20 protein-coding genes are annotated in these 18,898 nt (G+C 33.4%); 8 read left to right on the forward strand and 12 right to left on the reverse strand.

Annotated elements, in window-relative coordinates:
- Positions 1 to 3: 3 nt before the first annotated feature.
- Positions 4 to 2,076 (forward strand): M13 family metallopeptidase, encoded by a 2,073-nt coding sequence (locus T1L09_RS12350; protein WP_322551274.1) that lies wholly within the window; start codon positions 4 to 6, stop codon positions 2,074 to 2,076.
- Between the two features lie 48 nt (positions 2,077 to 2,124).
- Here the strand turns inward: T1L09_RS12350 and T1L09_RS12355 are convergent, their stop codons facing one another.
- The 5 genes from T1L09_RS12355 to T1L09_RS12375 all read right to left on the reverse strand — a co-directional run bounded on the left by T1L09_RS12355 (position 2,125) and on the right by T1L09_RS12375 (position 6,497).
- Positions 2,125 to 3,048, reverse strand: coding sequence for a DMT family transporter (locus T1L09_RS12355; RefSeq protein ID WP_322551275.1), 924 nt, complete (start codon positions 3,046 to 3,048; stop codon positions 2,125 to 2,127).
- A gap of 2 nt (positions 3,049 to 3,050) precedes the next feature.
- Positions 3,051 to 3,878 carry an SDR family oxidoreductase gene (locus T1L09_RS12360; RefSeq protein WP_322551276.1) on the reverse strand — a complete coding sequence of 276 codons (828 nt, stop codon included), beginning with the start codon at positions 3,876 to 3,878 and terminating at the stop codon, positions 3,051 to 3,053.
- Positions 3,875 to 4,525, reverse strand: a complete 651-nt coding sequence (locus T1L09_RS12365; RefSeq protein ID WP_322551277.1) for a hypothetical protein — start codon at positions 4,523 to 4,525, stop codon at positions 3,875 to 3,877. Before T1L09_RS12365 ends, T1L09_RS12360 begins: the two co-directional genes overlap by 4 nt.
- A 6-nt stretch (positions 4,526 to 4,531) precedes the next feature.
- Positions 4,532 to 4,882 carry a hypothetical protein gene (locus T1L09_RS12370; protein WP_322551278.1) on the reverse strand — a complete coding sequence of 117 codons (351 nt, stop codon included), beginning with the start codon at positions 4,880 to 4,882 and terminating at the stop codon, positions 4,532 to 4,534.
- A gap of 88 nt (positions 4,883 to 4,970) precedes the next feature.
- Positions 4,971 to 6,497, reverse strand: a complete 1,527-nt coding sequence (locus T1L09_RS12375) for a carbon-nitrogen hydrolase family protein (RefSeq protein ID WP_322551279.1) — start codon at positions 6,495 to 6,497, stop codon at positions 4,971 to 4,973.
- Between the two features lie 214 nt (positions 6,498 to 6,711).
- On the opposite strand from T1L09_RS12375, the gene T1L09_RS12380 reads away from it, so the two are divergent.
- From T1L09_RS12380 to T1L09_RS12390, 3 genes are all read left to right on the forward strand, one after another.
- Positions 6,712 to 7,029: a single-stranded DNA-binding protein gene (locus T1L09_RS12380; RefSeq protein WP_322551280.1), complete on the forward strand. Its 318-nt coding sequence runs from the start codon at positions 6,712 to 6,714 to the stop codon at positions 7,027 to 7,029.
- Positions 7,030 to 7,097: 68 nt separating this feature from the next.
- Positions 7,098 to 7,424: a single-stranded DNA-binding protein gene (locus T1L09_RS12385; protein ID WP_322551281.1), complete on the forward strand. Its 327-nt coding sequence runs from the start codon at positions 7,098 to 7,100 to the stop codon at positions 7,422 to 7,424.
- 4 nt (positions 7,425 to 7,428) lie between these two features.
- A complete protein-coding gene (locus tag T1L09_RS12390; RefSeq protein WP_322551282.1) occupies positions 7,429 to 7,866 on the forward strand; it encodes an HRDC domain-containing protein in 438 nt (145 codons plus the stop codon).
- Between the two features lie 45 nt (positions 7,867 to 7,911).
- Here T1L09_RS12390 and T1L09_RS12395 read toward each other — a convergent pair whose 3' ends face one another.
- From T1L09_RS12395 to metG, 7 genes are all read right to left on the reverse strand, one after another.
- Positions 7,912 to 8,811 (reverse strand): histone deacetylase family protein, encoded by a 900-nt coding sequence (locus T1L09_RS12395; protein ID WP_322551283.1) that lies wholly within the window; start codon positions 8,809 to 8,811, stop codon positions 7,912 to 7,914.
- Positions 8,812 to 9,435 carry a chloramphenicol acetyltransferase gene (locus tag T1L09_RS12400; RefSeq protein ID WP_322551284.1) on the reverse strand — a complete coding sequence of 208 codons (624 nt, stop codon included), beginning with the start codon at positions 9,433 to 9,435 and terminating at the stop codon, positions 8,812 to 8,814.
- Positions 9,436 to 9,481: 46 nt separating this feature from the next.
- A complete protein-coding gene (locus T1L09_RS12405) occupies positions 9,482 to 9,667 on the reverse strand; it encodes a hypothetical protein (protein WP_322551285.1) in 186 nt (61 codons plus the stop codon).
- A gap of 61 nt (positions 9,668 to 9,728) precedes the next feature.
- Positions 9,729 to 10,244 carry a ferritin gene (locus tag T1L09_RS12410; protein WP_322551286.1) on the reverse strand — a complete coding sequence of 172 codons (516 nt, stop codon included), beginning with the start codon at positions 10,242 to 10,244 and terminating at the stop codon, positions 9,729 to 9,731.
- A 59-nt stretch (positions 10,245 to 10,303) separates the two neighbouring features.
- The gene (locus T1L09_RS12415) at positions 10,304 to 10,990 is read right to left on the reverse strand and encodes an HAD family hydrolase (protein WP_322551287.1); all 687 of its coding nucleotides are present in this window, start codon (positions 10,988 to 10,990) and stop codon (positions 10,304 to 10,306) included.
- Positions 10,962 to 11,849 (reverse strand): DMT family transporter, encoded by an 888-nt coding sequence (locus tag T1L09_RS12420; RefSeq protein WP_322551566.1) that lies wholly within the window; start codon positions 11,847 to 11,849, stop codon positions 10,962 to 10,964. The genes T1L09_RS12415 and T1L09_RS12420 overlap by 29 nt, the downstream gene beginning before the upstream one ends.
- Entirely contained in the window at positions 11,849 to 13,906 is a 2,058-nt protein-coding gene (metG, locus tag T1L09_RS12425) for a methionine--tRNA ligase (protein WP_322551288.1), read from the reverse strand. The genes T1L09_RS12420 and metG overlap by 1 nt, the downstream gene beginning before the upstream one ends.
- Before the next feature lie 97 nt (positions 13,907 to 14,003).
- Here metG and T1L09_RS12430 point away from each other — a divergent pair, with 97 nt between their 5' ends.
- The 4 genes from T1L09_RS12430 (at position 14,004) to porW (ending at position 18,897) form a co-directional block, all read left to right on the forward strand.
- On the forward strand, positions 14,004 to 14,966 hold the full coding sequence (locus tag T1L09_RS12430; protein ID WP_422718581.1) for a S66 peptidase family protein: 963 nt from the start codon (positions 14,004 to 14,006) through the stop codon (positions 14,964 to 14,966).
- A 91-nt stretch (positions 14,967 to 15,057) separates the two neighbouring features.
- Entirely contained in the window at positions 15,058 to 15,417 is a 360-nt protein-coding gene (locus T1L09_RS12435) for a YraN family protein (protein WP_322551290.1), read from the forward strand.
- 69 nt (positions 15,418 to 15,486) lie between these two features.
- Entirely contained in the window at positions 15,487 to 16,152 is a 666-nt protein-coding gene (locus T1L09_RS12440; RefSeq protein ID WP_322551291.1) for an aspartate kinase, read from the forward strand.
- A 105-nt stretch (positions 16,153 to 16,257) separates the two neighbouring features.
- Positions 16,258 to 18,897, forward strand: a complete 2,640-nt coding sequence (porW, locus tag T1L09_RS12445; RefSeq protein WP_322551292.1) for a type IX secretion system periplasmic lipoprotein PorW/SprE — start codon at positions 16,258 to 16,260, stop codon at positions 18,895 to 18,897.
- The last annotated feature ends 1 nt before the right edge of the window (position 18,898 follow it).

Here is an 18,898-nt window from a genome sequence, read left to right on the forward strand (position 1 = left end):
ATTATGAATAAATCAATTTTAAAAGGAAGTGTAGCCTTACTTTTTTTATCAGCCGCTTTGTATTCGTGTAAATCTTCTCAGGAAGTTACTTCGAAAAAAGAACAAGCAACTGGTATCAATGTAAATTACATGGACAAAACAGTTAATCCGGCAGACGATTTCAACAGATTTGTAAACGGAACTTGGTTAGATAAGACCGAAATTCCCGCAGACAGAACAAGATGGGGAAGTTTTGATGAGCTTCGAAAAAACACAGATGATGATGTGATGGCTATTTTAAAGGAAGCAATCAACGACAAATCTATCGATCCGAAATCAGACCAAGCGAAAGCAATTAATTTGTATAAAACAGTTTTAGATACGGTTTCGAGAAATAAACAGGGAATTGAACCACTAAAACCATATTTAGTAAAAATTGAAGCGGTTCAAGATGCCGATCAACTAGTAGCCTTATTGGCCGAAATGGAATCAGAAATGGGACTGGGCTTCTTCGGAACTTATATCGGAGCTGATGCAAAAAACAGTAACCGAAATGTAATTTATCTTGGAACAGGAAGTTTAGGTTTACCTGATAGAGATTATTATGTGTCAGATGCTGCAGATAGTAAAGAAAAGCGCGAGCAATATATTGTTCACGTTAGCAGAATGCTTCAATTTATTGGAGAATCTGAAGCAACGGCTACAGCAAACGCGAAGAAAATTTTAGCTTTGGAAACTAAAATGTCAACAGCAACTTTAGACAGAGTTGAACGTAGAGACAGAAGAAAAACCTATAATCCAATGAGTCTAGCTGATTTGCAAAAGTTAGCGCCAACTGTTAAATGGGATGCTTACTTTAAAACAGTAGGAATCGCAAAAGTGGACTCTTTAGTAGTTTCTCAACCAAAATATATTGAAACAGTTGAAGCAATTTTAAAAGAAAATAAGATTGAAGATTCGAAAGCATACATGCGTTGGACAGCATTGAGAGGTTCGGCAGGATTACTTTCTACCGAAATTGAAAATGCAAATTTCGACTTTTATGGTAAAAAATTAACAGGAGCCGTTAAACAACGTCCAGCGGAAGAAAGAGCTTTAGCAACTGTAAACGGGAGATTAGGCGAGGCTTTAGGAAAACTATATGTAGCTAAAAAATTCCCACCAGAAGCGAAAGCAAAAGCGCAAGCAATGATTGTAAACGTTATGAAAGCATTTGACAATCGTATTGAAAATTTACCTTGGATGACAAAAGCGACTAAAGAAAATGCTAAAATTAAATTGAATAAATTTAGAGTTAAAATTGGATATCCTGACCAATGGAAAGATTATTCGGCTTTAGAGGTGAAATCGCCAGAACAAGGTGGAACATATTTCGAAAATTCGAGATTATATGCGCAATGGGGACATAATGAAAATATGGCAGATTTAGGAAAACCAGTAGACAAAGAAGAATGGGGAATGTCACCACAAACGGTGAATGCTTATTTCAACCCAGCAAACAACGAAATCGTTTTCCCAGCGGCTATTTTACAACCTCCTTTTTATGATTATAAAGCAGACGAAGCGGTAAATTATGGTGGAATTGGTGCCGTTATTGGACACGAAATTTCTCACGGTTTTGACGATTCGGGTTCAAGATATAATGCAGAAGGAAATCTAGTAAATTGGTGGAGTGATGAAGATTTGAAACAATTTACAACCATGGGAACTGCTTTAGCAGACCAATATTCAGCACTTGAGCCGTTACCAGGAATCTTTGTAGACGGTAAATTTACTTTAGGAGAAAATATTGGCGATTTAGGTGGAGTGAATGCAGCCTATGACGGATTGCAAATCCACTTAAAGGAAAAAGGAAATCCAGGATTAATTGATGGATATACGCCAGACCAACGTTTCTTTATTTCTTGGGCGACAATCTGGAGAAGTAAAATGCGTGATGAAGCTATTAAAAATCAAGTAAAAACTGATCCGCATTCACCAGGAATGTATAGAGCTTACGTGCCTTTACAAAATGTGGAAGCATTTTATAAATCGTTCAATATTCAGCCGAATAACGGAATGTATTTAGCACCAGATGACCGAGTGAAAATTTGGTAATCAAAAACATATAGAGTTCAAAATCCCGAGTGAAAGCTTGGGATTTTTTTATTTCCTTTTGAGGGCTTTATTCACCATAAAAAGTCCGAAAAGTGTAATTAGTCCACCAATTATAATTGTAGTGCTTAACGATTCATTAAACAACAAATAGCCAAAAAACAAAGCTACCATTGGATTAATGTAAGCATACAAACTACTGATTTCACGAGGTAAATGTTCCAAAGCATAAATAAATGCGATAAAAGTTAGTACCGATCCAAAGACCACCAAATAGATTATGGAATACCAAGCAATCGCTGGAATCTCACTTATCGGCATACTAATTCCTGAAATTTCACATACACTAAACATCACCACGCTTGAAATTAGCATTTGCAAGCCAATATTAAAATACGGATTGAAATTCGTGTTATTTTCTTTAATATAAATTGTAGATAAAGCCCAAGTGAAAGTAGCGATGATGGACAATATAATTCCAAATTGAAATTCAGGATTTAAGAAATCGTTGAGGTAATCATAAAAGACGACGCAAATTCCAAGGAAACAAACTACCAACCCTAAAGTAGCACGCCACGATATTTTTTCTCCTCTAAAAAAGCTGATAATTACGATCCATAGTGGAAATATAGATCCAATAATTGCACCTAAACCACTCGAAATATATTTCACGCCCCAAGTACTTAATCCATTACTTAGCATGAAATTCAGCACGCTTAAGATCAAAATATTACGCCATTGCCTTTTGTTTGGCCAAGGTGCTTTTGTGATTAAAAAATAAAGTAAAAAAACGCTCCCACCTAAAATTTGTCTAATGGCAACAAGTTGTAAAGCCGGCATATGTTTTACACCTTCTTTTGAAGCGATCCAAGTACTTCCCCAAAAAAAGCAACACCAGCATAGTGCTAATATTGGTAAGCCAATTGCGTTTTTCTTTTTAGTAATATAATCGTGAAAAACGCTGAAATATGCCATTTTTAAATTTGTTTTTTGAAGGAATAATGTAGCATTCCTTGTAATTTCTTACTACTAATTTTTTTTCCGATAGAATTTGAATCTTTTACAAAAGTAGGAACTTTTAAATTCATTTCTAAAGCTTTTTCAGTGTAATAATTTTCACGATTCGGATGATTTGGAGTAACCGCATTAAAAGTATCATTCCACTTCCAATTGTCATTTTCAACCTGGCGAAGCATCGCACAAATAATACCAATACAATCTTCTTGATGGATGAAGTTTATCGGTGCATTCGGATTGGCTACATTTTCTTTTCCAGCTAAAAACTTAGCGGGATTTCTTTCAGGACCAATTAATCCACCAAATCGAAGAATTGTTGTTTTAAAATTTGCATTCGCACGTAATAAATCTTCAGCTTCTACCAATTGTCTTCCGCCTTCCGAATCAGGATTTAAAGGGGTATCTTCATCCAGTTCTTGTATCGGAAAAGTATCGCCATAAACAGAAGTCGAACTCACAAATAGCACTTTTTTTACTTTTGAATTTTCGATATACGGGAGTAGCGTTTTGATTTTCTGAACGAAATTTTCTGTAAAATCACCTCTTAATTTCGGAGGAACATCCACTAATAAAACATCGGTATTTTCTAAAAATGATTCCATATTTCCAGTGATTTCGTTCTCTTCAAATTTAATTTGGTAAGGCGAAATTCCAGCATTTTTTAATAGTTCTAATTTGCTTTCCGAAGTAGTAGAACCTTTTACTTCGTAACCGTTTTCGATTAATTTTTTCGCTAGCGGAAGTCCTAGCCAACCGCAACCGAGGATGGAGATTTTATTGTTTTTCAATATTTATTTTTCATTATTTGTAGCAAAGCTTCAATGTCAAGTAAATTAATTTGAGAAAATAGAAAGGCAAAAAGAGTAATGAATAGAATTATTATTAGCTTATCTTTAATTGAAATAAGAGTTGTTGTGAGCGATTGTATGAGAAGTACTACTATAACTAGCACGAATAGGTAATTGTATTCGTCATAAAAGTTGATATGGTTGAAAAGATTTAAATTAAAATTCCTGTCAAAACCAAAACTACTCATTATAAATCCGCCATAAAAGAAGACCATTTTAGAAAAGAATGCCATAAAATACCAAAGTAGCGAATTCTGATTTGCGATTGTTTTTCTTTTAGAAATCTGCCGATTTTGCTCAAAAAACTGTTTATTCGTATCTAATGCGATTTTTATAAAAAAATGTAAACCAATTAAAAGCCCTAAGAAAGCATAAAATAAATTATAAAAAAGTAATTCTTCTAATGTGAATTTTAAATAATCGAAATTGTCTGACAATGAAAAGATTCGATATAAATCTCTTATCGTTGTAAAGAATAAATAAGCAGTAAAACTCAATAATAGACTTACAACGAATCCACTCCAAAGCCTAAATTTAGAAACTTGTAATTCTTTTCTGAAAGTAATTCTTCTTCTTTCTTCTATCATTTTTCTCTAAAACTCCTTCTTCACCAACATATAAAAATCATCTTCCAAAACCCGATAGCCTTGATTGTACAAAAAGTAATAGGTGTTGCCTGTTTTAGTTTGCAACATACTAGTGAAAAATTCAAAATCGAATCCTTTGCTAAGTAACTTATTTTTAGTCGTTTTACCTTTGTCTTCCGGATTCAATTCGCACAAAACGCGATAATTTTTACGCAATTTGTTGTTGATGTTACGCATTAAATTATTCTGATCCTTATTCATTTTGTTGTTATAGGCATTGCGACAACCATCCGAACAAAACTTTTTGTCTTCGCGTCCTATAATTTTATCACCACATTCTAAGCAGGTTTTACTCATAGTTTCTAATTGTATAAACCTAACAGGTTTCGAAAACCTGTTAGGTTTTTTGTTTTATGATTTACTTTTTCAAAAGCAACCTTTACTTTTATTTCAGTTTTTTCAGTTGGTACAAATCGGTGCGTCTGTCTTTCATTGTTCTAACGCTTCCGTGTTCGTGCAATTCTTTCAATAAATTAATATCCACATCAACAATTAAAGTCATTTCTGTATTTGGCGTTGCTTCGGCCTTAATTCCATTACTAGGAAAAGCGAAATCTGAAGGGGTAAAAACTGCCGTTTGTGCAAACTGAATATCCATATTATTAACTTTCGGTAAGTTCCCCACGCAACCTGCAATCGCCACATAACATTCGTTTTCAATGGCTCTAGCTTGTGCACAACTTTTAACACGCGTATAACCATTTTGCGTATCGGTTAGGAACGGAACAAATAAAATATTCATTCCTTCATCGGCCATAATTCGAGATAATTCTGGAAATTCTACATCATAGCAAATCATAATTCCAATTTTTCCACAATCGGTATCAAAAGTCTGAATGGTATCGCCACCCGTAATTCCCCAATGAAAAATTTCATTTGGTGTGATATGAATTTTACGATACATTTCGTTCGTTCCATCACGTTTACATAAAAACCCAACATTATAAACGCTACCATTTTCAATAAAAGGCATACTTCCTGTTATAATGTTGATGTTGTATGATATCGCAAATTCTTGAAACTTCAAGCGAACGGCTTCCGTGTGGCGGGCTAATTCTCGAATCGCTTCTGCTTCCGACAAATGATTGTAATCTGCCATTAATGGAGCTGTGAAAAATTCTGGAAACAAAGCAAAATCACTTCCATAACCCGAAACGGCATCAATGAAGAATTCGGCTTGTTCAAACAAAGCTTCTAAATTGCCTAGCGAACGCATTTGCCATTGGATTAATCCCAAACGAACGACGCTTTTTTCTGCGTTAATCAACTTTGGACTATCGTCGTAATAAATATTATTCCATTCTAGTAAAACGGCATATTCTTGCGATTCTACATCGCCTTCCAAATAATTTTTCATTACGCGGATTTCGTGAAAATCATTGCTCAATTGAAACGAAAGAACTGGATCGTAAATCTCTTTTTTCTTTACTTTCTCAATATATACTTTAGGTGTAATTTCGTCTTTAAATTTTCCGTAATTTGGAATTCTTCCGGCAAAAATGATTGATTTTAAGTTCAATTGTTCGCATAATTCTTTTCGAACGTCGTATAATCTTCTGCCTAATCGAAGTCCGCGGTATTTTGGATTGATAAAAACATCAATACCATAAATCACATCACCTTTTGGATTGTGTGTTGAAAAAGTGAAATTTCCTGTTATTCCTTTGTATGTTCTTGTTTTAAACGCAAAATCTTCGGTAACAATTAACGATAAAGCCGAACCTACGACAATATCATCTACGACAATGACCAATTGGCCTTCCGGAAATTTTTGCAGTAAATTTTCTATTTGTTCTTCTTTCCAAAATGAATCGGTCATCTCCGGATACGATTCAACCATCGATTTTTTTAATTCTTTATAGTCTTCGATTTGAAGATTTCGCAATTCAACTTTATTGATTGTACTAGCCATAAACTCTTGATTTTTCTCAAATGTATGAATTTTATTTTCCAATTACAAACGGTTACAAACAATTACAACCGAAAGTAAGCAGATAAATACCGAATAAATTTTGAAAGCTGTCTAATCTTTGCAATGTCGAAATCAAACGATACAATTACAATATCAATTACAATTTTAAAATAACAAATAAATTTTATAAACCATTTAAATAATTACAAGCCTTATGAAAAACAGAGTACAATTAATCGGACACGTTGGTCAAGATCCAGAAATTAAACAATTAGAAAATGGGAGAGTTGCCAACTTCACAATCGCTACAAACGACAGTTACACCAACGCTAAAGGCGAAAAAGTAGAACAAACGGAATGGCACCGCGTTTCTGCTTGGGGAAAAACAGTAGACATTATCGAACAGTTATTGAAAAAGGGAAGTCACGTAGCTATTGAAGGAAAATTAACGCACAGAAGTTACGACGATAAAGACGGAAACAAACGTTACATCACAGAAGTTGTTGCCAACGAATTGGTTTTGTTGAATTAAAAGCAATAGCCATTTCAAAATTCAAAAAACATTAAAATTTACACGCCAAAATAATAAATACAAGCCTTATGAAAAATTCAGTACAATTAATCGGACACGTTGGTCAAGAACCAGAAATCAAAAACCTTGAAGGAGGAAAAAAATTAGCAAATCTTTCAATTGCGACAAACGAAGTTTATTATCGTGAAAACGGTGATAAAGTTGAAAAAACAGAATGGCACAGAATAACTGCTTGGGGAAAAACAGCCGATATTATTGAGCGATTTGTAACCAAAGGTAAAGAAATTGCTATTGGAGGAAAATTATCGCACAGAAGTTACGACGATAAAGACGGCATCAAACGCTATGTAGCAGAAGTAATTGCAGATGAAGTTTTATTACTAGGTAAACAATAATGTTATGCAAGTTAAAGTATTTTCTATCCGTATTGATTCTGTTTATTTGGAACAAGATCAGCAAAAGTTGAATGAATTTTTAACGACAGTTACTTTCAAGAAATCGAGTTCGCAATTTATTGAGAATGATGCAGCTCATTGGTCGGTTTTAGTCCATTTTGATGGGTTAGAACCTGAAAGTCCAATTCAAGTTGTGCAAAACACTTATGAAGATTTGACGTCAAAAGACAAACAAGTTTATGGTTATTTGCACCAATGGCGAACCGATAAATCTGAAGAACTGAAGTTTAAAAAATTTATAATTTGTCACAATTCCCATCTAATCGATTTAGCATTATATAAGCCAAGCAATCTCGACGAATTACAACAAATAAAAGGTTTTGGAAAACAACGAGCGGAGAAATACGGAGAAGATATTTTAGCAATTTTAAATGCAGTTTAGACGGTAAGTAATCAAGAAAGCGACTGTAATAGGTCGCTTTTTTTATTAAAATATGGATTTTGCAACTCTATAAGTATTGCTGTGTGCTTCAATAATCGTTTTAATTTCTGGAGAATATCCTCCGCCCATACTCACTTGAACGGGAATTTGGTAGTTGTAGCAATTTTCAAATACAATTGCATCTCGGTTTTTGCAACCGTTTAATGTACAACCTAGTTTTCCTAATTTATCAGTTGCCAGGATATCAACTCCAGCTAAATAGAAAATGAAATCGGGTTTTTGTTCTTCAATTAATTTAGGAATTAACTTTTGAATAGTCGACAAAAACACATCATCTGTAGTATTATCTTCAAAAGCAATATCTAAATCTGAAATTTCTTTTTTGAACGGATAATTCGATTTTCCGTGGGTTGAAAAAGTAAAGACTTTAGCATTATTTTGAAATATTTCAGCGGTTCCGTTTCCTTGATGCACATCTAAATCGATTATTAGAATCTTTTTTGCTAATTTTTTATCCAGCAGATATTGGGAAGCAATTGCTTGATCATTTAACATACAAAAAGCTTCGCCACGATTAGAAAATGCGTGATGCGTGCCACCAGCAATATTGAAAGCTACTTTGGTTTCGAATGCTTTTTCGGCTCCGATGATTGTTCCTTGAGCGATTCGTAATTCGCGTTCTACTAATTTTGCTGAAAGCGGAAATCCAATCTTCCGAACAGCTTTTGGATCCAATTTTAAACGGACTAAATCGTTTACATATTCTTTAGTATGAATTGCAAAAACGTGTGCTAAATCGCAAAGTTCAGGTTCAAAAAAATCAGTTTCAATTGCGGTTCCTTCGTGAAGTAATTGTTGTGGAAGCAATTCGTATTTCAACATTGGAAAACGATGTCCTTCCGGCAAAGGATGTTTAAATAGGGGATGAAATGCGATTGGAATCATTTAGGAATTCAATAAGTTTTGTAATTCTTCTACAAATAATCCGATATGATAACCGTCTAACAAACCGTGATGGGCCGTTACAGACAAAGCCATCGTTTTCTTACCGTTTTCCTCCATTAATTTCCCGAAAGAAATCTTTGGACAACTATCCGAAATTGAATAATTACGCGAATGTGTTAATCCAGTGAAGTTAATCCAAGGAACGGCCGAAAAATGAATGATATTTTCGGGATATTCTCGTGTAAGAATTCCAGATGTATTTTGTATTCTTTGAATTTCGGTTTGTGCCATTACATTAAATTCGTGAATATCTTCGTGATATTTCATAAATGAAAAGCCAAAAGTTTTATCCTCTCGCATAATTGTTGCCGAAGCGTCAATTTCATTATAAAGCACCACATTTTCATCTTCAATTCGCAAACGAAAATTTTCTATTTTATTTATGGCAACAAGTGTTTTGTGTAAATAATAAACAAAAAAAGGGATTTTAGTTTTTTTAGAATTATGATAAGCAATCGTGCAATCAATTGGCGTGATGATGCCAAAAAACGGTTCGTCAAACTTTGAAAAGAATTCAAAATGAGCTGTTCGATTCCAGGTTTTTAAGTCAATTATAGTTTTCAAAATTTTCAAAATTAAATTAAAAAAACCTTCTCAGGTTAGAGAAGGTTTAGGATGCTTTTTGCATTAAATCAAACATTGGACAGCGTTTACAGCGTTTGTGTTCGCCTTTTTCAAATTTGCCACAGCATTTTGATTTGCAGTTTTCTACAATTTTTATTTCGGTTAAAAGGAGCTGTTGTTTTAGCTTCTTTTTTTCTTTTTTCTTGTCCTTCTTTTTTACGTCTTTGCTCATCAGAATTTCATTTTGACACTACAAAGATAGTACTATTTTTAAATATTCTAAATAAAAATAACTAAGGATTTAATGTATTTGAGCTAGTTACTGCAATTTGTTGGATGTCACGATCAAATAAATACAAGCCACCACGGTCTTCGCCAATCAAATTAATTTTGTCTAAGATGGTTTTTGCTTGAGCTTCTTCCTCAATTTGTTCGGCAACATACCATTGTAAAAAGTTATGTGTTGCATAATCTTTTTCAGTTAAAGTAATGTGAACCAATTCGTTAATTGAATTTGAAACAAACAATTCGTGTTGGTACAATTCTTCAAACATTTCCTTGAAAGTACCATATTTAGTTTTTGGTGCAACTAAATCAGTAATAACTGCGTGATCTCCGCGTTCGTTTACATATTTCACCAATTTTAGCATGTGTTCACGCTCTTCGTTAGATTGTGCATACATAAATTGCGACACCCCTTCTAAACCCTGAACTTCAGCCCAGCAAGCCATCGCTAAATAAATTTGTGAAGATTCCGCTTCAATTCTAATTTGCTTGTTTAAAGCTTCTGCAATACTTTTTGTTAACATATATTTTTCAATTTTCGTAAAGTTACTGAAATTAAAGGATTAAATCGATTCAAAAAAGCCTATAAAATTGTTAAGATTTCTTCAATTTTATCGAATGATTTGAAGTTTTCGTGTTCAATTTCAAAATCAATTTTTTCATATTCCCAAGTCGTGCGATAGGGAATATGAATCGCATAACCATCTAAATTTATAATTGGCAAAACGTCTGATTTTAAGGAATTTCCAATCATCAAAAATTCTTCAGCTTGAATATCCAGTCTGCCTAGCATTTTTTCATAATCCAATTCGGTTTTATCACTTAATACTTCAATATGATGAAAATACGCACCAATTCCTGAATCGTGTAATTTGCGATGTTGGTCTTTTAAATCGCCTTTTGTGGCAACAATTAATTTATAATTTCCTTTTAATTCAGCTAAAACGGATTCCACATTTGGCAATAATTCTACTGGTTTTTGCAATAAATCGGTACCAATTTCCATAATTTGTTCGATTCCTTTCCCGGAAATATTATGGTTAGTAAGTTTCAAAGCGGTTTCAATCATCGACAAGGTAAAGGCTTTAATACCAAAGCCATAAAGCGGTAAATTCTTCACTTGATGGTTTAAAATGGAACCTAAAATTTCCTGACTTGAAGCAAAATCTTGAAACAATTGACAAAAACGTTCTTGTGCTTCATCAAAATACGGTTCGTTGTGCCAAAGCGTATCGTCTGCGTCAAAAGCGATTGTTTTTATGTTTTTCATGTTTTTTATTTTCTATAAAAGTGATACTAATTCCAAAAAGTAAAATAATTCCACCTATAATCATTTGTAAAGTTACTTGTTCATCGATGAATAACCAAGCCAAAAACGTAGCAATTACGCCTTGACTCAATAAACTTAAGGAAACTCTAGTGGCGCGCATATTTTGAGTTGCATAGCTAATTAACAACCAAGCCGCTAGTTGACAAATGGCTCCTTGAATGAATAGCACCAACCACGCATCATTCGAAAATCCGTAGAATGCTTCGCCAACAAAATAATTGACAACGCCTAAAAATAAGGTTGAAGTAACTAATGTAATTGTCATAAAGGAATACACATCAACTTCTGATAAAACGTTTTTACTGACTAAAATATAAATTGCATATAAGATTCCGGATACTATCGCTAAAGAAAAAGCCATATCAAAATTCAACTTTAAGAAAAAGCTAAAGCCCACTAAAGTGATCATTCCTAAAATAGCGACTAAAGTTCCGATCCAGAAATTAGTAGCGGGTTTGTTTTTAAGGAAAAAATACGAGATTATTCCGACCCAAACCGGTGCTAAATTCGTTAAAAGTGTCGCTTGAGTTGCACTCGATTTTTGAATGGCAATATTCCAAACGGCTACATCAGAAGCAAATAAAACCCCACAAATAATCGCTGTAATCAATAATTTTGAATTAGGCAACTTGAATTTTTTAGTAACGATTATATAAGGTAAAAGCAAACCAAGTGCAATGGCCATTCTGTAAAATGCAGAAATCAGTCCCGATGTTAATTGCAAACGAACTAATATCGGGAAGATAGAAATGCAAAGGATTCCTATGAATAAAGCAATTCTTGGTTTGTTGTTCATTATTAGCTAATCATCGCGCCATTAATCACGCCTTCCGCATCTGGATTTACGAAAACTAATTTTCCTTCTGCGTTGTTGGTCATTAAAATCATTCCGGCACTTTCTACACCGCGTAAAGCTCTTGGTGCTAAATTTACTAAAACTGTAACGCGTTTTCCAATTACTTCTTCCGGTGAAAAATGTTCGGCAATTCCAGAAACTATTGTTCTAACATCAATTCCAGTATCTACTTTTAAAACCAATAATTTGTTGGCTTTTGGCATTTTTTCAGCTTCTAGAATTGTTCCTACACGAATATCTAATTTTGAGAAATCATCAAATGTTGCCACTTCTTTTTGAGGTTCGGCTGTTGCGTTTTCCACTTTATTTGCGGTTTTAGTTGCTTCTAATTTATCTAATTGTTTTTGAATTTCTTCATCTTCGATTTGAGCGAATAAGATTGCTCCTTGTCCGATTTGATGTCCTGCTTTTGTCAAGTTCCAATTATTGAAATCTACATTCCAATTATTCACTTCGATGTTTAAAGTCTGAGTCAATTTTTTAGATGTAAACGGTAAAAATGGTTCTGATAAAATAGCCAAAGCCGAAGCAATTTGCAAAGCCACATACATTTGTGTTTTCACGCGTTCCGGATCGGTTTTGATCATTTTCCAAGGCTCTTCATCGGCCAAATACTTATTTCCTAATCGGGCTACATTCATTAATTCGCCTAAAGCTTCTCTAAAACGGTAACGCTCAATTGAAGACGAAATCACCGCTGGATACGCTTTTAGTTCGGCTAAAGTTTGTACATCTACTTCCGAAAATTCATTTGGAGCAGGAACAATTCCTTCGTAATATTTATGCGTTAAAACCACCACACGATTGATGAAATTTCCATAAATCGCTGCTAATTCATTATTATTTCTTGCCTGAAAATCTTTCCAAGTAAAGTCGTTGTCTTTTGTTTCTGGTGCATTTGCTGTCAAAGCATAACGCAAAGAATCTTGTTTTTCTGGAAAATCTTGTAAATATTCGTGCAACCAAACCGCCCAATTTTTAGACGTTGATAATTTATTGCCTTCCAAATTTAAAAATTCGTTTGCCGGAACATTATCGGGTAAAATATAACTTCCTTCTGCTTTTAACATCGCTGGAAAAATGATGCAATGAAAAACGATATTATCCTTCCCGATGAAATGTACTAACTTGGTGTCTTTGTCTTTCCAATAGGGTTCCCAATCTTTTCCTTCGCGTAAAGCCCACTCTTTTGTTGCCGAAATGTAGCCAATCGGAGCATCAAACCAAACATATAATTTTTTTCCTTCTGCACCTTCAACCGGAACGTCAATTCCCCAATCTAAATCACGTGTAACTGCTCTTGGTTCTAAACCGCCATCAATCCACGATTTTACTTGACCGTAAACATTCGGTTTCCAATCGTTTTTATGTCCGACTAAAATCCATTCTTTTAAGAAATCTTCGTATCTATTCAAAGGTAAAAACCAATGTTTAGTCGCTTTCATAATTGGAATTTCTCCCGTAATTGTTGATTTTGGATTAATTAAATCGGTAGCATTTAGAGTCGAACCACATTTTTCGCATTGATCGCCATAAGCTTCCGGATTGTCGCATTTAGGACAAGTTCCAGTTACAAAACGGTCTGCTAAAAACTGATCTGCTTTTGCATCGTATAATTGTTCGGTAACTTCCTCAATGAAATCACCTTGATCGTATAATTTTTTAAATAATTCCTGTGCTGTATCGTGATGAATTTTAGCCGAAGTTCTGGAATAATTATCAAAAGAAATTCCAAAATCTAAAAATGACTTTCTGATGATTCCATCATATTTATCGATAACTTCTTGTGGTGAAATTCCTTCTTTTTTAGCCTTCATAGAAATTGCAACACCGTGTTCATCGCTTCCGCACATAAAAGCCACATCTTTTCCTTGCAAACGCAAATAGCGCGCATAAATATCGGATGGCACATAAACACCGGCTAAATGACCAATATGAATTGGACCATTTGTATAAGGCAAAGCAGCAGTAATCGTATATCTTTTCGGATTTTCTAACATATCATCATAAAATTTAATGCAAAATTAATTCTTTACAAATGAAATGGCGAATTTTTGTTTCTAATTTATGTATTTTTGGGTTAAACTTTTACAAATGATGAAGTATATCGGTTTTGTATTGGTCCTTTTTGTTTCAGTAAATTCACATTCCCAAAAGAAAATGAAAATTCCACCTTATTTAAAGAAAGGCGATACGGTCGCTATTGTTTGCACAGCTCGAAAATTTATGCCTGAAGACGCAAAACCTGCTATCGAATTATTAGAAAGTTGGGGTTTGAAAGCTAAATTAGGAAATACTATTGGTTTAGACAGTTGTCAACTGGGTGGAACCGATGCCGAACGAATTGCCGATTTTCAGGCAATGATGGACGATGAGAATGTAAAGGGAATTTGGGTTGCTCGTGGCGGTTATGGAACCGTTCGAATTATCGATTCCTTAGATTTTACTAAGTTTAAGAAACATCCAAAATGGATTATGGGTTTTAGTGATGTAACGGTTTTGCACAGTCAATTGAATGTGGAACGCATTGCAAGTTTGCATTCGATTATGCCGTTTACGGTGCCAAAAGCGTCTGAAGAAGTGAAAGAAACTTTAAGAAAAGCTCTTTTTGGAGAAGATATTGCATATATAATTCCTTCTAAATCGTACGATAAAAAAGGAAAAGCTTCGGGTGAATTAGTAGGTGGAAATATTTCGATTTTATACAGTTTGTTAGGCTCGAAATCTTCAATAAATACCAAAGATAAAATTTTATTTATCGAAGATTTGGATGAATATTTATATCATATTGATCGAATGATGTTCAACTTAAAACGCAATGGTTATTTCGAAAAAGTAAAAGGAATTATTGTGGGAAGTATGTCTGATATGCACGATAATGAAATTCCGTTTGGGCAGAATGAAGTGCAAATTATCACCGAAATTGCTAAGGAACAGAACATTCCGATTGCATTTGAATTTCCAGCCGGACATCAAAAAGACAACCGAACCTTAATTTTAGGGAAAAAAGTGGATTTCGAGGTAAATGAAAACAAAATTGTTTTAAGGTTTATACAATAAGTTTTTACAACACAGATTTAAATAATTTGAGGAATCTTTATTTTACTGTAATACTTTATATCAACACAAACCAATTACTCAACACTGAAAAATGGCGGAACATAATGAACTAGGCAAACTTGGGGAAGAATTAGCTGTAGCTTTTTTAGAAGAAAACGGTTATGAAATCTTAGAAGTAAATTGGTTTTTTGACAAAGCCGAAATTGATATTATTGCTCAAAAAGGAAGTGTTTTGGCTGTTGTAGAAGTCAAAACCCGATCGAGTATTGATTTTGGTTTGCCACAAGAATTTGTGAAACCTAAGAAAATTCAACTTTTAGTAAAAGCAATTAATGAATACGTTACTCAAAAAGATTTAGATCTTGAAGTTCGTTTTGACATTATCGCAATTCATAAAGAAAGCAACGATTTTGTTATAGATCATATCGAAGACGCATTTTATCATTTTTAATGTTATAATTATAACAATTTGTTTGAAAAATCATATCTTTGCGTTTATTAAGCAGAAAAATAATTTTCAATGAAAACAATATCTTCAGTTGTAGAACATTACATCAAATCAAAACCTTTTTTATTGAGTTCGCTTTCGCAAGGAATTATCAACTTAACTTCTCTTGCCCGAATTATGATGCCTGAGTTGGAAGCCCATTTAGGTAAAGACGTGAAACAAGGTGCGGTGGTAATGTCGTTAAAAAGATTGTCTGAAGAATTGGATTTTAAAATCAATTATAAAATTTCGAAAGTGTTGAAAAACATAGGCGAAATTACGGTTCGTTCTTCTTTAACAGATTACACTTTTGTGAGTTCAAACACTTTATTGGAAAATCAAGCCAAGTTAATTACAGAAATCAATAAGTTACAAGATATTTTTTATACGTCTTCAAGAGGTGTAAATGAAACCAATATTGTCACCAGTACTTCAATTGATCCAATTATTGAAAGTTTATTTAAAAGCGAAAAACGGACGCATAAGATCGAAAACTTATCTTCTATTACGGTAAAACTACCACAAGAAAACATTTCAACTCCAGGAGTTTATTATTACATTTTTCAGCGTTTGGCTTGGGAGGGCATTGTAATTCACGAAGTAATTTCGACTACTAACGAATTCACAATTATTGTTAGTGATGAACAAATTGACGTGGCTTTTAAAGTGATTAAAGATTTAAAAAATGTTTTTGATTAACAAAAAACCGTTTATTTTTTTACACATCAAAAAAAGAAACGTATTTTTACCCCTATATAGATACTAAAAATAGATTTTAGTAGTTAAGAATAAAAACGTTTTACATTGAAAAGCAACATCTTAAAATACATACTGTCAGTTGGTTTTTTAATTTTTTTAATAGCTTGTTCTGTTAAAAAAGATAAATTTATCAATCGTAATTTCCACGCTGTTACTACAGAGTACAATGTTTTATACAATGGAAATATTGCCTTAGATAAAGGATTGGTTGATTTAAAAGCAACTTATAAAGATAATTTTTGGGAAATTTTGCCCATCGAGAGAATGCCAAATAAGGAAGAAGCGATATTGCCAGGTCAAACCAAAAATGCTAATTTTGAACGTGCGGAAGAAAAGGCAGTAAAAGCAATTCAAAAACATTCGATGAACATTGGTGGCACCGAGAAAAATCCGCAAATGGATGAGGCTTATCTTTTATTAGCAAAAGCGCGATACTACGATAACCGATTTATTCCAGGGCTAGAAGCGCTAAATTATATCCTATATAAACATCCATTAAGCGATAAAATTTATCACGCAAAAGTATGGAGAGAAAAAGTAAATATTCGTTTAGATAATGATGAGGTTGCAATTAAAAATCTAAAGAAATTATTAGATAACAAGAATATATCGGGTCAAGATTTAGCAGATGCGAATGCGATGTTGACGCAAGCTTACATGAATATTGAAGCAAAAGATAGTGCGGTTGCTGCGCTTAAAATTGCGATAAAAGCTACAGAAAGCAACGAAGAAAATGCTAGATATACTTTTATTTTAGGACAATTATACGAAAGTATGAATCATCAAGACAGCGCATTTGCTAGTTTTGAAGAAGTGATTCAAATGAATAGAAAATCACCCCGTCGTTATGTAATCCAAGCGCACGCAAAACAAGCGCAACAGTTTGATTACGTGAAAGGTGATACTCTTGTTTTTGTAGAAAAATTTCAAAAATTACTTGACGACCGAGAAAATCGTCCTTATTTGGATATATTGAACCATCAAATGGGAATTTTTTATGACAAGCAAAACCAAAATAAACTTGCGGAAAAATTCTATAATAAGTCCATAAAAGCTACTTCGCAAGACACTTATTTAATTTCTTCAAATTACAGAAATATTGCAGAAATTAAGTTCAGAGAAGCCAAGTATATAGCAGCTGGTAAATATTATGACAGTACGCTATTGCGTTTAAATGATAGAACGAGAGAATATAGAAAAATTAAAAAGAAACGAATTAATTTAGTTGATGTAATTAAATATGAAACTATCGCAACACAAAACGATAGTATTTTATCGGTTGTGGCAATGAATGATTCTGAACGTAACAAATATTACGAAAATTACATTGCTAAATTAAAAATAGATGACGAGCGAAAAGCTAAAATTGCTGCCGAATTAGCTCAAAAAGAGGCCAATTTAGCAGCGAATCAAACAGCAAATTCCAACCTCAATAATAATTTAGGTGCTAATGATCTTGGTCTTGGAAGCAAAAGTAGTAAAAACCCTACTGGTTTGCCGCCAGTACTTACTAATGGTTCTGATGAAGTTGCAAATTTTTATTTTTATAATCCGGTATCTGTTCAATTTGGAATGAAGGAATTTGTTGTTAAATGGGGAAAACGGGAATTAAAAGACAATTGGAAATGGTCAACGACGGAAAATAGCATTTCTACTATCGCTTCCGACGACGGTGAAGAAAGCCCTGATTCTGTCACAAGTGATAAGAAAGAAGCGGTTACGGGTAATCCCTTATATGAAGTGGATTATTATTTGAAGAAAGTTCCATCGGATAAAAAACTTTTAGATAGCTTGGCTAAAGATCGAAACTTCGCTTATTATCAACTGGGAATCATTTACAAAGAAAAATTCAAAGAATATGAATTAGCAGCATCTCGATTAGAGCAGTTGTTAAAAAACAGTCCTGAAGAACGTTTAATTCTGCCTGCAAAATATAATTTGTTTAAAATTTATCAAGTTATTTCTCCTGTAAAAGCCGAATTTGTGAAACAGCAAATTTTAGCAGAATATCCAAATAGTAGATATGCTGAAATTGTAAGAAATCCATCAGTGGCAATCGAAGATGAAACCAATCCTGAAACTGTTTATTATGCTACTTTTAAACGATTTGAAAATAATCAGGTACGCGAAGTGGCTCAAGAAATAGACGAATTAATTAATCGATTTACTGGTGAGGAATCTGTGGCTAAATTTGAAATGTTAAAAGCTAGAGTTGCGGGTAGACTTCAAGGATTAGACGAATATAAAAAAGGTTTGAATTTTGTGGCCTTATCTTATCCAAATATAGACGAAGGTAAAGAAGCAGAGAAGTTATTGAAAAATGATATTCCAAAATTAGAAGCATTAGATTTCGGCAAAAACGAAAATACAGAGTGGAAAGTAATTTTTCTTAAGAAATTTCCTTTAGATAAAGACGTTAAAAATTTGACTGATAAAATAGACAAATATTTAAAAGATAGTCAGACAGTTTTACTAAAAGCTTCGGATGACATATACGATATGAATAACGATTTTATTGTAATTCATGGTTTTAGCTCAAAAGAAAGAGCTAACTCAGTACTTTCATTATTGAAAGAATACAAGGATTACAAGATAAAAGATCAAGCCTACATTATTTCAACCGAGGATTATAAAATTATTCAAATGAAGAAAAAGTTTGAAGAATGGATTTTGTTGAATCAATAAT

The organism is Flavobacterium psychraquaticum (genome assembly GCF_034497725.1).
Classification (GTDB): domain Bacteria; phylum Bacteroidota; class Bacteroidia; order Flavobacteriales; family Flavobacteriaceae; genus Flavobacterium; species Flavobacterium psychraquaticum.

What these genes read in the sequence shown, in the direction of transcription:
- T1L09_RS12395 (WP_322551283.1), bottom strand. Translation starts at nt 8,811, where the DNA reads ATGATTCCAATCGCATTTCATCCCCTATTTAAACATCCTTTGCCGGAA.
- T1L09_RS12405 (WP_322551285.1), bottom strand. Translation starts at nt 9,667, where the DNA reads ATGAGCAAAGACGTAAAAAAGAAGGACAAGAAAAAAGAAAAAAAGAAG.
- T1L09_RS12390 (WP_322551282.1), top strand. Translation starts at nt 7,429, where the DNA reads ATGCAAGTTAAAGTATTTTCTATCCGTATTGATTCTGTTTATTTGGAA.
- T1L09_RS12430 (WP_422718581.1), top strand. Translation starts at nt 14,004, where the DNA reads ATGAAGTATATCGGTTTTGTATTGGTCCTTTTTGTTTCAGTAAATTCA.
- T1L09_RS12415 (WP_322551287.1), bottom strand. Translation starts at nt 10,990, where the DNA reads ATGAAAAACATAAAAACAATCGCTTTTGACGCAGACGATACGCTTTGG.
- T1L09_RS12370 (WP_322551278.1), bottom strand. Translation starts at nt 4,882, where the DNA reads ATGAGTAAAACCTGCTTAGAATGTGGTGATAAAATTATAGGACGCGAA.
- T1L09_RS12440 (WP_322551291.1), top strand. Translation starts at nt 15,487, where the DNA reads ATGAAAACAATATCTTCAGTTGTAGAACATTACATCAAATCAAAACCT.
- T1L09_RS12355 (WP_322551275.1), bottom strand. Translation starts at nt 3,048, where the DNA reads ATGGCATATTTCAGCGTTTTTCACGATTATATTACTAAAAAGAAAAAC.
- T1L09_RS12375 (WP_322551279.1), bottom strand. Translation starts at nt 6,497, where the DNA reads ATGGCTAGTACAATCAATAAAGTTGAATTGCGAAATCTTCAAATCGAA.
- T1L09_RS12350 (WP_322551274.1), top strand. Translation starts at nt 4, where the DNA reads ATGAATAAATCAATTTTAAAAGGAAGTGTAGCCTTACTTTTTTTATCA.
- T1L09_RS12385 (WP_322551281.1), top strand. Translation starts at nt 7,098, where the DNA reads ATGAAAAATTCAGTACAATTAATCGGACACGTTGGTCAAGAACCAGAA.
- T1L09_RS12380 (WP_322551280.1), top strand. Translation starts at nt 6,712, where the DNA reads ATGAAAAACAGAGTACAATTAATCGGACACGTTGGTCAAGATCCAGAA.
- T1L09_RS12435 (WP_322551290.1), top strand. Translation starts at nt 15,058, where the DNA reads ATGGCGGAACATAATGAACTAGGCAAACTTGGGGAAGAATTAGCTGTA.
- T1L09_RS12410 (WP_322551286.1), bottom strand. Translation starts at nt 10,244, where the DNA reads ATGTTAACAAAAAGTATTGCAGAAGCTTTAAACAAGCAAATTAGAATT.
- T1L09_RS12365 (WP_322551277.1), bottom strand. Translation starts at nt 4,525, where the DNA reads ATGATAGAAGAAAGAAGAAGAATTACTTTCAGAAAAGAATTACAAGTT.
- metG (WP_322551288.1), bottom strand. Translation starts at nt 13,906, where the DNA reads ATGTTAGAAAATCCGAAAAGATATACGATTACTGCTGCTTTGCCTTAT.